This window comes from Geotalea daltonii FRC-32 (assembly GCF_000022265.1).
Lineage (GTDB): Bacteria > Desulfobacterota > Desulfuromonadia > Geobacterales > Geobacteraceae > Geotalea > Geotalea daltonii.
Window position 1 is genome coordinate 393,912 of the sequence record NC_011979.1, and the last position, 12,115, is coordinate 406,026.

Here is a 12,115-nt window from a genome sequence, read left to right on the forward strand (position 1 = left end):
CCGTTCCCCCTCATTTTCCCCAGGTGCCGATTACCTCGGGCAGTTCGCCGAGAGCGGATATGGTGGCGCCGGGGGGCAGCCCGGGGAAAGGCCAGCGACGGTCTCTGTTCATGACCCAGACCGTGTGGAAGCCGGCTGCTGCTGCGCCATAAATATCCCAACCGTGGGCGGCCACCATCCAGCAGTCTTCCGGTTCGGCACCCAGGCGGTCCATTGCCAGCAGGTAGGTGGAAGGGTGGGGCTTGCACTTTTCCACCTCGTCGGTGGAGACGATCATCTCGAAATGTGTTGCCAGGCCGGAACGTTCCAGCAGGGCAACCGCTGCCGGTTTGCCGCTGTTGGTCAATACCGCCAGCCTTGCCTTCTGGCCTTTGAGCTTCTTCAGGCACTCCACGGCTCCCGCCATGGGCTGCAGCTCTTTAAGTTTTTCCATGACGGCCGGTATGGACACCGCCGTCAATCCGTGGATCTCCACCAGATTGGTCAGGGAGAGTTCGACCACATCGCGAAAGGGGAGGTAGCGCTCGGCCAGTGTTGCTGCCATGGCGGTCTGGATGCTTTCCTGAAACCAGCTGTCCCCCTTCAGTCCTTCTTTTTCCAGAAGCCTGTTAACCGTCTCCAGTGAAAACAGCGTCCCCACCAGGTCAAAAATTACCACCTTGGCCATGGCTGCCCCCTTCCTTCAGACTCTTAAACGTCTTCCACCTTAAGCAACTTCACATGAAACACCAACCAGGCGCCAGTGGCCACTCGGGGTTTTGCCCAACGTGAATGCGGCTGGCTTGGTGTTACGGCATCGCCGTCTGCTCCGGGGGCGAATTCATAACCGTTGGGAGCCCGGCTGCTCCCTGCAGGGATTCCTGCCGTGGAAGAGGTGCCTGGCGCCACCAGGGGAAACGCGTCCACTTCCGTTGCGGGCAACCGGATCGTCCTGTGTTCGCCACGGCTCATGCCGATCACCCCTGCGTCGAGACTCGGCAGGGTATGACCTTGCCCCACGATAAAGCTGAGCATGGTCGCTTCGGTAAAGTCATAGAGGGTGCCGTCTTCCAGCCTGCAGACGAAGCTGATAGTTACCCTTTTACCCATTTCAGCCCGCATTGGTCACCACCTGGAGCACGTTAGTACAATGGTCGATGATATTTGTCTAATTTAATGTTACCCGGATGAGAGAAGGTTGCAAACGGGGAAGGAAAAATTAATCGCAGGTTGCGGGAGGGGTGCGGGCAGTGCAGGTGAGGTGGGGCAGGAAGTTTTGGTCGCAGGCGGGAAAATAAAAGGGCCGGAAGGAGGTCTTCCGGCCCTTGACTGGGGCCGATGCAGGTTTTTCTGTGTCACCCCCTATGAAAGATCGGACTGCGCCTTTTTATGGCAGCTTTTGAGCCGACAGCACCTCCTGCAATACCTAAGGCCATGGATAACAGCACTCCTCCGAACAGCCCCCACGAGACCTTGGTCAAGCCGGAAACGGCTGAAGATGCGGCTCCGCGAGCCTGCTCGGGAAGGTTCCGGGCAGAGCCGAACAAAGCCATGCCCTGGTTAACCATCGATTCAGCCCGATCCTGTGTAAAGCCCATGTCGCTGACCATGACGTTGACGGCACCTTCCCGGTCGCCGCTGGAGAGCCTTTGCTGGAGGGTGGCCACCGACTCTTTGCTGATGTCCCCTTTTCCGGAGGACCCTTTCAGTAGCGACTCAAGCTGGGTCTGTGCTCCCGGAGAACCAGATACTCCTCCCGCCGTTACTGCTGCTCCGCCTGTAATCGCTTTCGCCCCCTGACCGAACACGGAAAAGGCTCCACCGATCACTGAGCCGATGGAGGTGGTGATGACAAAAGCAAAAACGAGGGTACTGACGCTCCAGGCTACCAGGCCATGCAGCATCCCATCGGCTAGCCTGGTCAAACCGGACATGCGTGCCGCCACATAGCCGCCGACAAACGCCGACAGGACCAGACTGACACTGGTCCAGATGCCGGTAATGAGGGAAGCCTTGCCGACCGGCTCTGCGGATTGGGGATCCACTGCCGTAAGTCCTGCCGCCAGTCCCAGCAGGGCCAACAGCAAGTAGGTTCCCATGCCGCTGGCCAGCCCCCCGAAAATAGACCCCCAGCTGATCCAGGGGAAATAGGTTCTTTTCTCAGTTGTGCGGGTTTCAATTGTTCGAGTTTCCATTGGAACCTCCTTGTTTTCTAATGTTGCCTCCTGACGCCTCCATTATGGAAATGGCCTGCCCGCAATTTTTCAGCTAACACTTAAAGTTTAGGCCTTTCAGCATGCATTGCAAATGCTCCCGGACCACCGGCCCAGTCAGCGGTGGTTCAAAAAGAATGGTTCCTGGCACTGTTTACAAACGCTCCAGTGTTTCAATGCAGCGTTCCATATGGATGCCGGGGCCGAGCACACGGACGAAGATATCGCCCGTTTTTTCAATGCGCCGCGGCACGGTTCTGATGGTAAAATCCCGCGGTTCCAGCCCCGGCGCCACCTCGCTCCAGTAAAGGGGGGTGGAAACTGTTGCTCCCGTTCTGGGGCGGATGCTGTAAGGAGCGGCAAGGGTCTGGCCCCGCTTGTTCTGCAGAAAATCAAGATAGACCTTTCCCTGTCTCTTGGCCGGACTCCTTTCCAGGCTGGTGAAATCCGGCACCAGATGGTTGGCAAGGGTGGCGATGAGGTGGGCGAACCGCCCTGCTGTTTCATAGTCGTACCTGGCTCCGAGGGGAACATAGATATGCATGCCGGTGGCGCCGGAGGTCTTGGGAAAGCCCACGGCCCCGGCCCGGTCCAGAACCTCTTTTACCGCCAGGGCCGTTTCCACTACTTTCTCGAAGCCGATTTCCTCAGGGTCCAGGTCAATTACCAGGTAGTCCGGGTTATCCAGGCTCCCCAGCCGGGAGAGCCAGGGATTGATCTCGATACACCCCAGATTGGCCATGTAGATAAGGCTTTCTTCATCCTGACAGATGAGGAAGGTGATGGTTTTGTGCTGTGACTCGGAGTATATGGCCTCGGTCAACGGCCAGTCCGCTACCATGTCCCTGACGTCCTTCTGGAAAAACCCTGCTTCCTCGATGCCGTTGGGGGTGCGGTAGAGGGACTCGGGGCGGTCACGCAGATGGGGGAGCAGGTAGGGTGAAATCGTGCGGTAATAGTCAATGACGTCCCTTTTAGTGTAGCCTTCTGCAGGCCAAAAGACCTTGTCCAGGTTGGTCAGCTTAAGCCGCCTGCTGCCGATGGTCAGTTCTTTTTCCGCCAGACCGGCTTTTTCTGCGGACGGAGGTGGCGCCGCCATGGGACCGGGAAATGTTTCCCGGATTATAGTCACCGGGTCCTTGTCCTGACGCAGGCCGAGAAAGACAGGTTGCCGCATGACGCCATCGCTGGTCCATTCGGAAAAGGAGACTTCGCAGACCAGTACCGGCTTCACCCATTGGGCCGGCATCCTTGTCGCGGCCCTGGTTTTGAATGGAGAGTCCCCCTGAACCAACGGCAGCAGCATGTCATGGAGTTCATTAAGACTCGCCTCGTCAAAGCCGCCGCCACTGGTGCCGATGTATACCAGTTCTCCCTTGTCGTAGGCACCCAGCACCAGGGTGCCGAATTTTTTCCGGCTTCCCCTTGGCTCCGTAAAGCCGCAGATGATGGCCTCCTGCCGGAGCGTAGCCTTGACCTTTAACCATGCACTGCTTCTTTTCCCCGTTTCGTAGCGACTATCTGCCAGTTTGGCGACGATTCCCTCCAGGCCGTTATCCTGCGCGGCCTGAAAGAAGGCGATGCCGGTTTCACCGATATGTTCGCAATACCTCACCTGGGGGAGGTCGGGAAGTATTTCCTGCAGGAGGGTCTTTCGGGTAAGGAGCGGCAGGTTGCGCAAATCGCGGCCGTCAAGGTAGAGGAGATCGAAGATGAAGTAAAGGATCGATCCTTCCCCGGTGCGGTCATGGTTCTGCAGCAGCTGGAAATCGGACCTGCCGTTTTCATCCATGGCCGTCACTTCTCCATCAAGGATGGCCTCTCTACCTAATCCGGCAAGGGCGGCGGCAATGGTGGGAAACCTGTTGTTGAAAGGGAGCAGATTGCGGGAATAGAGGAGCACCGACCCGGCAGAGATTTCGGCGATGGTGCGGTAACCATCCAGCTTGATCTCGAAGACCCAGTCGGGGTGGTCGAAAGCATCCTTCACCAGCGTGGCGAGCATGGGCTTGACGTTGTGGGGCATGGGTGCGGCTTCGCCGGGCATATCGGCCATGACTGGCTCTTCCCCTTCCGGCCCCAGTTCATCCAGCCTTCGCCCCGAGACCACCGACCGGTCATGCCGTGTGATATCTGCCGCCGTGGCATGTTCATCGTCCTTTTTAACCAGCAGCCAGGAATTGCCCTTTCCACTTCGGATCTTGACCAGGGCAAATCTGCCCTTGAGCTTGTGGCCGTGGAGAATGAACTTCAGATCTCCCTTTGCCAGCCCCTGGCGCAAGATTCGTTCGCTTTCGCTACGCTCCTCCGTCCCATAGGCGTGGCAGGTCCCCTCATCCCAGATGATTACGGCGCCGGCACCGTAGTTGCCTGCCGGAATGATCCCCTCGAAATTCCTGTAGTCGAAGGGATGGTCCTCTACCATCATGGCCAGCCTTTTCACCGCCGGGTCGAGGGACGGTCCTTTGGGCACCGCCCAGCTCTTCAGCACCCCGTCCAGTTCCAGGCGAAGGTCATAGTGCAGGTGGGACGCGGCGTGTTTTTGCACGACAAAGCGGAGGGCCGGCTCCGATGGGCCTGCTCTCCCTTGAGGCTCCGGGGTACGATCGAAATCGCGCTTCTTTCGGTAGTCGTCCAAGGTCATGAAGTTCTCGAAAGAGGCTCAGTAGGCAGTCGTGGTTTCGGGAGTGAGTGACAGCGCCGGAGCGGCGAGCGGACACCCGCCATAGGTCATTGGACGAAAATAGCGGATAACGGCGTTTCCGGAGCTGGGAAAGACGTCACTGCCAGGTCCGCAGCTCCGGCGCAGAACGAACGGACGAAGCCGCGACTGCCGGCCGCACCCCTGTCCTACGCCGCCTTGCGCTTTTTCTCCTCCAGACTCTTCTTCAACAGGGCCATCATGTCCACCACATTGGAGGGCTGGGGGCGTTTCCCCTGGGGCTGGGGTTGAATGCCCTGTGCCTTCTCCTCGATGATTCTTTTCAGATCATCCATGTAGCTGTCCTTGTATTTGGCTGGGTCGAACCTGGTGGAGTACTGGTCGATAAGCATGAGGGCCAGGTCGATTTCCTGCTGGCGGAGGTTTTCACCCTGGGGAAGCTTCAGCTCGGCATGGCTTCGTACCTCCTCCTGGTAGCGCATCTGATTGAGAACCAGCACATCCTCCAGCGGCTTGACGATGCCGATGCTTCCCCTGTTGCGCAGGACGTAGGAGGCGATTCCCACCTTGCCCGATTTCTTCAGTGCTTCCCGCAGCAAGGCATACGGCTTGGCACCTGTCTTGTCCGGCTCCAGGTAATAGGGTCGCTCGAAGTATCTGCTGTCGATCTCCTGTTCGTCGACGAAATCGAGAATGTCGATGAGGTGGGTCTTTTCCACGCTGGCAATTTCAAAATCCTGCTCGGTAAGAACAATATATTCGCCGCTGGCATGCTGGTAGCCTTTGACGATCTCGCTCATGGGTACTTCCCGGTTCTCAGCCTTGCAGACTTTGATATAGTTTATGGGGTGCAGGTCGGTTTTGTGCAGCAGGTTCAGGTCCAGTGAGTTGCTTTCGGAACCGCTGAAAAGTTTCACCGGAATGTTAACCAGGCCGAAACTGATGGAACCGGTCCAGATGGCTTTCATAGGTGCCTCCCTGGTGTTATGAACAGCAGCTTGTCTGATAAAACATTACCATTTGCCATGGGCTTTGCAACGGGGAGGAGCAGGATGGAAACAATGGAAGTCGCCGACCTGGAGCTGATAGAAGTCTGCTATGAAAAGGCGGTTCTTCTGCTCCATGCCAATTCCAGCGAAGCGGGTATTCTGGCGGCAACCATAACCAGGAAAGCAGCAGGGCGCAACTACACGGCCATCTTCGGACGGGACGCGGCCATCTGCGCCCTCGGCATGCTGGTCTCCGGAGACGTGGAACTGGTGCGGGTCGCCCGGCAGGGGCTCGCCACCCTGGCACAGTACCAAGCGCCCAACGGGCAGATCCCCAAATATGTGAAGCCCGAGACCGGGGAGGTGGATTTCTGGTACACCGGCTGTATCGATGCCACCCTGTGGTGGCTGATCGCCGTCAGCTTTTACGACCGCCTCTGCCCGGAAGAACACCTTGGCGCAGGCCTCGCCGAAAAATCGGCATTGGCCTTGAATTGGCTCCAATGCCAGGAGCACCAGGCCTGGTACCTTCTCCAGCAGAATGAGGCCAGCGACTGGGCCGACATCATGCCCCGATCCGGGTTTGTCCTTTACAGCAATGTGCTCTGGCACTGGGTGAAAAGGCTCTACAACCTCCCCACCGCCTGTCACACCAGGGATTATGCTAACCTGCTCTTTAACCCATATGGCAACGTCGTTCCCGAAAAGCGCCGCCCCCGACTCCTTGTCCATTACATCCGCAACCGGTCCAAAGGTACCCCCTTTTACCTCAGCTTCGTCAATTTCACCGTCTGGGGGATGGAGATCGACGTCTTCGGTAACGTCCTTGCAGCCTTGACCGGGCTGGCCGCTCCATCGCGGGGATGCGAGCTGGTCAGGGCCATTCTGGCCCTGGAGGCGCACCGCCCCTTTCCGCTCCGGGTGGTGGGGCGGCCGATCCAGATCCGTGAGCCGCTCTGGCGGCTTTACATGCACCGCCACCGCCAGAACTTCCCGTGGCAGTACCATAATGGCGGCATCTGGCCCTTTGCCGGCGGATTCTGGGTAATGCTGCTGGCCCGCCTGGGCAAGAGGGAAAAAGCCCTGGTCGAATTGACCCGGTTGGCTCGGGCCAATCAGGTGAACGACTGGGAGTTTAACGAGTGGTTCCATGGCGTGACCGGAGAGCCCTTGGGCATGGTGGGACAGTCATGGAACGCAGCCATGTTCATCCTGGCCTTCCGCACGGTCATCGACAAAAAGCGCTACGTTTACTGAACGGATGGCGGGCGCGGTTGCCCCCCCGGCCGGGTCTGGTATGCTTCTAAAAAGACTTGTATATTCGCCACCGGTAAAATCTGCGGGAGGTAATCATGGCAAAGCTTTTGTCGGAACAGTTCGAGATCACGGCGGACGATCTTAAATCAAGGATGAAGAGCGGCAAGCCGGTTTTTCTCGTCAACCTGCGCCATCATGGGGACTGGGATGTCGGCCTGATCAAGGCGCGGGGGGCGCTGAGGGTTGCCGATGACGAGTTGGAGCAGCATCTGGGGGAAATTCCCCATGACCAGGAAATAGTCATCTGCTACCTGGGACCGGGAGATCGACCAAGCGTGGAAGTGGCGCAGATGCTGCAACGAAAGGGTTGGCGGGATGTGCATCCTTTGAGGGGGGGATTCAGCGCCTACCTGGATGCCGGGCTGCCGGTGGAAGACCTGAAGGGAAGAAGTATCGCCAAAAAGAGGATGCTGCTCAGCGGCGCCTGAGGGTCGAATTCAGCATCGGTTACTCCCATTTCCCTTCAAAAAGCGGCTTCACCGGATGCTCCTTCCTGTTCAGCTTGAGATCAGTGAAAATATCGGCCGAGGCCCCGGTTTCCTTATCGGTGCTGAGGCCGATCCCCAGTTCCTCCCCCGGTTTCTCCTCTGCCCCGATCAGCATCAGCTCCGTTCCCGGATAGTCCAGCAATTCGGGAGGGTCGGCATCGGCGAAGCGGCGATCGCGAAAAGCAGCCAACAGTTCCTGGGGATATCCCGCCTTTTGTCCGCTCTTGAGGCCGGTCCCGGGGGGTGAAGTCTTGCCGGGGTTCTTGACGCTGATGATGTAGCTCCCTTCGGTTGCGATGTTCAAGGCGCGCTGCACCTGACGCGGTTGCTCAGGGAGTTCGAGGGAATAGGCCAGATGGGTGTGGTTGTCGTGCCTGACGATAGCATAAATTCCTTCCCCGGCAGGCCTTGCCGCAGGCACCTCCCGTTCTCCCCGGGTCTTTGTGGAATATTCCAGCTCCCCAAACTCCTCTTCCAGTTCCTTGGCCTGCCGGGTGACATTTTTGACGAAAGCCCAGTTCCGTTCCTTTTTCCTGATGCCCGGCAGGGCCTTCTGACCGATGATTATCTCACGAAAGATGTTTTTCCCCTCAGGGCTCAGGACCATGTAGAAGCGCTCCACATCACGCTCCCCCCTGGCCTGCTCCTTTTGCACCTTGGGGCGGTAGAGGAAATAGATATTGCCCCGTTCGAGGATGCCCGTTCCTTTTATTTGAGCCATCAGTACACGTTCTCCCTCACTGTTTCGGGAAAGGCACCGGCACGGGGCACTTCCGTAACGGTGACTGCCTTCGCCCCGGCCGGTGTCCTTTGCCCGCTTTTAGACTGCAGATAAATAGCTCTGGCAGCGGTTCCGGCGGCAATGGCAATTCTCAGGATCGACAGGTAATGTTTCATGGTTTTGACCGGGTTCTTCTTCATTTTACGGGGCATTACCTCCATCAGTGCGGCACCTGGAAGTTCCGCCTCAGGCCGGGGTTTCTTTTTCTTGCGGAAGATGAGCCACAATGCACCCACTCCGATCAGGGCTGCGGGGACGGGTTTCTTTTTCACCGCCTCCGTTATCTTGACCAGCCCGGTAAGCGAATATTCCCTCAGTTTTACCTTCGCCTCAGCCTTCATATGGGCCGGTGCGAACCGTTTCTCGATGGTTTGCAGGGTATCCGTTATCTCTGCTTCCGTGTAACGGATCTCTTCCCGTATCCGGTCGGTCTGGTTCGGCGTCACCTGACCGGTTTCATCTGTGCTTTTGCCCATTGAGCAGTCTCCTTGAAGGTCTCTTTGGATTTTTCCGGCGCCAGCTTCATCTGCGACACATCTTTTTTTGCCTTGACCAGCAGCGCACCACCGATACCGATGAAGACAATGCTGATCAACAGGGCGGAGAGCCACAGGGGAATGAAGACAGCCAGACCGAAGACCATGGCGGCAATAAATGTCAACAGCCCGGCGTAAAGCAAGACAGCGGCGATACCTACGGCTACCAGATCCTTCTTGAGTCCTTCGACTTTCTCCGAGAGCTCGACCCTCATCAACTCTACTTCTTTTTTGAAGAGAGTCCTGGTTTCCTGGATCAGTTCCGAAAACAGATCACCTAAAGGCCTGTCTTTTTTTTCTGTCATAAGCGCCCCCTTTCTGCCAATGATAGCAGAGGCTTGGTTAGCTATATTTAATTTTATTGGCCGCAACAGGTAATGTCAATGAAGCTGCCTGACAAAAAGTTGGGAGGCTAAACAATTGTGTCTCTAATAAAAAAATACTAATTCTGCATTGACAGGCCAACGACGTCGATTACACTCAAAATTAGAAGTCAGTCCTCACTTTTCATCATTCCCAGCAGCCTGACGTTGCTATCAACATAAAAAGGAGAATCGGATGAAAAAATACATGTTATTGGCGGCAGCATCTCTCTTCCTCGGTCTGACCGGCTGCGCGAAAGAAGTTGTAGTTCCTCCTTCAGCGGAATTGCCCGCAGTAATTGGCGAGGCAAAGGCCACTAAAGACCCCAATGGTAATACCCGTGTCCGTCTAAGGGTGGAACACATGGCTCCGCCGCAGAATCTGCAGCCGCCAAAGTCCGTATATGTGGTCTGGGTCGAGACGCCGGAAAAACAAAGATTCAACCTGGGTCAGCTCCGGGTCGACGAAAAACGGCGGGGGCAGCTGGATGCCACAACTGCTTTCAAGGTTTTCAGGCTGGTTGTCACCCCGGAGGACTTCCCCACGGTTACCGAGCCGACCGGTCCGGAAGTGCTTGCAACCGGGGTGCTGGAAGCCAAATAAGGAGCATGAAAAACGACATCTTAGCTGTTTCCATCCGGAAAGGGTTCTTTTCTGCCTTGGCGGCGTCAATCTGCGGGCTTGCTTGTGCTGCGTACCGATGTACGCCTCCGCGCAACCCCTTGATTTCCTTGCCAGGACAAAAAATCCCTCATTTCCGGTCTGGAAACTGCTAGTGTCACATCCGGAGTTTCCGGATGGACACTAGCTAAAAACAAAGGCGGCCTGCGGGCCGCCTCGCAAATCGTGCCGGAAACTTAGTGCCGGGTGATCTTGGTTCCCGCTGTGATGCCGAGGATCAGCATGATGAGAGCAACCACCAGGAAGAGGATGAAGAGAAACTTTGCGATACCGGCAGCGGCAGAGGCTATTCCGGTAAATCCGAACACAGCAGCGACAATGGCTATGATGAAAAAGATAGCTGCCCAACGTAGCATGGCGATTCACCTCCCCATTGATTTGCCTTCATAATAAGTATATCACCGTGAAAGAAGATGCAGCAACAGGCTGAAATCTTCTGGGAAGGAAGGAGATGCATGTTCGATGCGATCATCTGGAGAGGCATTTTCGTGGGTTGCTGACATTTGCACCAAATGAGAGCCCTTCAATGAATTGAAGGGCTCCTGTAATTATCTTCCGCCACTGGTCATGACGCCAAACGTGCCACCGGCGCCAGTGCCGGTATCCGTGCCGCCGCCTGTGCCGGTACCTGTGCTGCCGCCGGTTCCGGTGCCGCTTGTCCCACCAGTATCAGTTCCGGTTCCTCCTGTCGATCCGCCGGTTCCGCTACCGGAGGTGCCACCTGTATCACCGCCGGTTCCACCACCGGTACCCCCCTCTTTTTTACACCCGGTGCTAAAGACCATTCCACCTAGAGCAATCAGCGCTGCAATTGTATAAACCGCTTTTTTCACACTTTTCATCGCTGTCCTCCTCTTTGGTATCGTTTGTCTTTTCGCTCATATGAAAGTCTAACTGATAATTCCGGACAGTAAATATATTTTAATATTGCCCGGCGCGATCTGAAAGATGTTGTAAAATTGCCTATTGAGAATCTGAGTTCAGGATGCTGCGAGGTACCTGTATGGATAAAAGAGTTTACCTCAGTATAATCGGCGCCATTGCCACTGCCGGAATTGCCGCCCTGCTCGGTCTTCTGGCAGCACCCATCCTGGAGCCCCTCGCCTGGGCACTGATCATAGGCATCGCAACAATACCCTATTACAACCGGTTGACACAGAGAATTCCAAATAGGCCAGGGAGATGCGCCGGACTGATGGTGCTGGCCGTAACCGTCTGTTTCGTCCTGCCCATTGCCGGACTTATCACCACCATTGCCCAGAATGCCCCGGCATGGTTTCAGACGGCCCAGGGGCTGGTAAGAGATTTTGCCACGTCGGGATCTACCATCCTGCACCGCATTCCCTTCATCGACAGAATAACTTCGTTGGTGGAAAAGAGTGGTATCGATGTGGGGGGCTATGCTGCCAAGTCTGCCGGGCCGATCTCCGGCGGAATCGTCAATGCTGCTACCAACATGGCCAAAGGTCTGGCAGAACTGATGTTCATTCTGGTCGTGGCCCTGTTCATTCTCTTCTTCGTTTACCGCGACGGCGAAAGAGTCATGTCCACGGCCGTAACCCGCTTTGCTCCGGATGGAAACAACATGCGCCGCTACCTTTCCCGGATCCGAGCCACGACAACCGCCGTAGCCGTGGGCACCCTCTTTACCTGCCTGGTTCAGGGAATCATCGCCGGCATCGGTTATTTTTTCGCCGACGTCCCGGCACCGGTTCTCTTTGCCGGCCTGACATCCGTTGCAGCGTTGGTGCCCGTGGTCGGGACAGCTATCATCTGGGTTCCCCTTGCCGCTTATGTGGCTTTCAAGGGGGCATACGTTACAGCCGGCCTTCTTGCCCTCTGGTGCGTCTTCATGGTCGGTCTTGCCGACAACGCCATCCGTCCCATCGCCGTTGGGGCCAAGGGGAACGTGCCTGTCCCGGCAGTGGTGCTGGGGGCAATCTGCGGTGTGACCACCATTGGTCTTCTCGGCCTGATTCTCGGGCCTATCATTTTTGCCACGGTTATCAATCTCTGGCATGAGCTGGCCACCGTTGAAAGGTCGGAGACCGCTCAAGGGGAAGAGACAAGACCCCCATCAGACTGAAATCCGGAAGTGCAGGTGTA

The 12,115-nt window shown here is 56.7% G+C and carries 14 protein-coding genes; 4 read left to right on the top strand and 10 right to left on the bottom strand.

Annotation, left to right across the window (positions count from 1 at the left end; translation table 11 throughout):
• Positions 1-10: 10 nt before the first annotated feature.
• From GEOB_RS19165 to ku, 5 genes are all read right to left on the bottom strand, one after another.
• Complete coding sequence (locus tag GEOB_RS19165) at positions 11-667, bottom strand: haloacid dehalogenase type II (protein ID WP_012645433.1); 657 nt, start codon at positions 665-667, stop codon at positions 11-13.
• Between the two features lie 23 nt (positions 668-690).
• A complete protein-coding gene (locus GEOB_RS19170; protein ID WP_012645434.1) occupies positions 691-1,101 on the bottom strand; it encodes an FKBP-type peptidyl-prolyl cis-trans isomerase in 411 nt (136 codons plus the stop codon).
• A 233-nt stretch (positions 1,102-1,334) separates the two neighbouring features.
• Positions 1,335-2,174, bottom strand: coding sequence for a hypothetical protein (locus GEOB_RS01650; RefSeq protein ID WP_012645435.1), 840 nt, complete (start codon positions 2,172-2,174; stop codon positions 1,335-1,337).
• Between the two features lie 172 nt (positions 2,175-2,346).
• Positions 2,347-4,836 carry a DNA ligase D gene (gene ligD, locus GEOB_RS01655; RefSeq protein WP_012645436.1) on the bottom strand — a complete coding sequence of 830 codons (2,490 nt, stop codon included), beginning with the start codon at positions 4,834-4,836 and terminating at the stop codon, positions 2,347-2,349.
• Between the two features lie 206 nt (positions 4,837-5,042).
• Positions 5,043-5,822 (bottom strand): non-homologous end joining protein Ku, encoded by a 780-nt coding sequence (gene ku / locus GEOB_RS01660; protein WP_012645437.1) that lies wholly within the window; start codon positions 5,820-5,822, stop codon positions 5,043-5,045.
• An 84-nt stretch (positions 5,823-5,906) separates the two neighbouring features.
• Between ku and GEOB_RS01665 the strand changes: the two genes are divergently transcribed.
• Both GEOB_RS01665 and GEOB_RS01670 read left to right on the top strand, forming a co-directional pair.
• Positions 5,907-7,100, top strand: coding sequence for a glycoside hydrolase 100 family protein (locus tag GEOB_RS01665; protein ID WP_012645438.1), 1,194 nt, complete (start codon positions 5,907-5,909; stop codon positions 7,098-7,100).
• A gap of 95 nt (positions 7,101-7,195) precedes the next feature.
• Positions 7,196-7,588 carry a rhodanese-like domain-containing protein gene (locus GEOB_RS01670; protein WP_012645439.1) on the top strand — a complete coding sequence of 131 codons (393 nt, stop codon included), beginning with the start codon at positions 7,196-7,198 and terminating at the stop codon, positions 7,586-7,588.
• Positions 7,589-7,607: 19 nt separating this feature from the next.
• On the opposite strand, the gene GEOB_RS01675 is transcribed toward GEOB_RS01670, so the two are convergent.
• Genes GEOB_RS01675 through GEOB_RS01685 form a run of 3 tightly spaced genes read right to left on the bottom strand, consistent with a single transcriptional unit; the run spans position 7,608 to position 9,270 of the window.
• Positions 7,608-8,369 carry a hypothetical protein gene (locus GEOB_RS01675; RefSeq protein ID WP_012645440.1) on the bottom strand — a complete coding sequence of 254 codons (762 nt, stop codon included), beginning with the start codon at positions 8,367-8,369 and terminating at the stop codon, positions 7,608-7,610.
• Positions 8,369-8,905 (bottom strand): hypothetical protein, encoded by a 537-nt coding sequence (locus GEOB_RS01680; protein WP_012645441.1) that lies wholly within the window; start codon positions 8,903-8,905, stop codon positions 8,369-8,371. The genes GEOB_RS01675 and GEOB_RS01680 overlap by 1 nt, the downstream gene beginning before the upstream one ends.
• Positions 8,872-9,270 carry a phage holin family protein gene (locus GEOB_RS01685; protein WP_012645442.1) on the bottom strand — a complete coding sequence of 133 codons (399 nt, stop codon included), beginning with the start codon at positions 9,268-9,270 and terminating at the stop codon, positions 8,872-8,874. The genes GEOB_RS01680 and GEOB_RS01685 overlap by 34 nt, the downstream gene beginning before the upstream one ends.
• Before the next feature lie 253 nt (positions 9,271-9,523).
• Here GEOB_RS01685 and GEOB_RS01690 point away from each other — a divergent pair, with 253 nt between their 5' ends.
• Positions 9,524-9,931, top strand: a complete 408-nt coding sequence (locus GEOB_RS01690; RefSeq protein ID WP_012645443.1) for a hypothetical protein — start codon at positions 9,524-9,526, stop codon at positions 9,929-9,931.
• Positions 9,932-10,185: 254 nt separating this feature from the next.
• Here GEOB_RS01690 and GEOB_RS01695 read toward each other — a convergent pair whose 3' ends face one another.
• Together GEOB_RS01695 and GEOB_RS19175 are read right to left on the bottom strand one after the other, a co-directional pair.
• Positions 10,186-10,365, bottom strand: a complete 180-nt coding sequence (locus GEOB_RS01695; RefSeq protein ID WP_012645444.1) for a DUF1328 domain-containing protein — start codon at positions 10,363-10,365, stop codon at positions 10,186-10,188.
• Positions 10,366-10,557: 192 nt separating this feature from the next.
• The gene (locus GEOB_RS19175; RefSeq protein WP_012645445.1) at positions 10,558-10,851 is read right to left on the bottom strand and encodes a hypothetical protein; all 294 of its coding nucleotides are present in this window, start codon (positions 10,849-10,851) and stop codon (positions 10,558-10,560) included.
• A gap of 161 nt (positions 10,852-11,012) precedes the next feature.
• On the opposite strand from GEOB_RS19175, the gene GEOB_RS01705 reads away from it, so the two are divergent.
• Positions 11,013-12,095 (top strand): AI-2E family transporter, encoded by a 1,083-nt coding sequence (locus GEOB_RS01705; RefSeq protein ID WP_012645446.1) that lies wholly within the window; start codon positions 11,013-11,015, stop codon positions 12,093-12,095.
• The last annotated feature ends 20 nt before the right edge of the window (positions 12,096-12,115 follow it).

Excerpts from the sequence above, each read along its gene's own strand:
- GEOB_RS19165 (WP_012645433.1), bottom strand. The coding sequence starts at position 667 with ATGGCCAAGGTGGTAATTTTTGACCTGGTGGGGACGCTGTTTTCACTG.
- GEOB_RS19170 (WP_012645434.1), bottom strand. The coding sequence starts at position 1,101 with ATGCGGGCTGAAATGGGTAAAAGGGTAACTATCAGCTTCGTCTGCAGG.
- GEOB_RS01650 (WP_012645435.1), bottom strand. The coding sequence starts at position 2,174 with ATGGAAACTCGAACAATTGAAACCCGCACAACTGAGAAAAGAACCTAT.
- ligD (WP_012645436.1), bottom strand. The coding sequence starts at position 4,836 with ATGACCTTGGACGACTACCGAAAGAAGCGCGATTTCGATCGTACCCCG.
- ku (WP_012645437.1), bottom strand. The coding sequence starts at position 5,822 with ATGAAAGCCATCTGGACCGGTTCCATCAGTTTCGGCCTGGTTAACATT.
- GEOB_RS01665 (WP_012645438.1), top strand. The coding sequence starts at position 5,907 with ATGGAAACAATGGAAGTCGCCGACCTGGAGCTGATAGAAGTCTGCTAT.
- GEOB_RS01670 (WP_012645439.1), top strand. The coding sequence starts at position 7,196 with ATGGCAAAGCTTTTGTCGGAACAGTTCGAGATCACGGCGGACGATCTT.
- GEOB_RS01675 (WP_012645440.1), bottom strand. The coding sequence starts at position 8,369 with ATGGCTCAAATAAAAGGAACGGGCATCCTCGAACGGGGCAATATCTAT.
- GEOB_RS01680 (WP_012645441.1), bottom strand. The coding sequence starts at position 8,905 with ATGGGCAAAAGCACAGATGAAACCGGTCAGGTGACGCCGAACCAGACC.
- GEOB_RS01685 (WP_012645442.1), bottom strand. The coding sequence starts at position 9,270 with ATGACAGAAAAAAAAGACAGGCCTTTAGGTGATCTGTTTTCGGAACTG.
- GEOB_RS01690 (WP_012645443.1), top strand. The coding sequence starts at position 9,524 with ATGAAAAAATACATGTTATTGGCGGCAGCATCTCTCTTCCTCGGTCTG.
- GEOB_RS01695 (WP_012645444.1), bottom strand. The coding sequence starts at position 10,365 with ATGCTACGTTGGGCAGCTATCTTTTTCATCATAGCCATTGTCGCTGCT.
- GEOB_RS19175 (WP_012645445.1), bottom strand. The coding sequence starts at position 10,851 with ATGAAAAGTGTGAAAAAAGCGGTTTATACAATTGCAGCGCTGATTGCT.
- GEOB_RS01705 (WP_012645446.1), top strand. The coding sequence starts at position 11,013 with ATGGATAAAAGAGTTTACCTCAGTATAATCGGCGCCATTGCCACTGCC.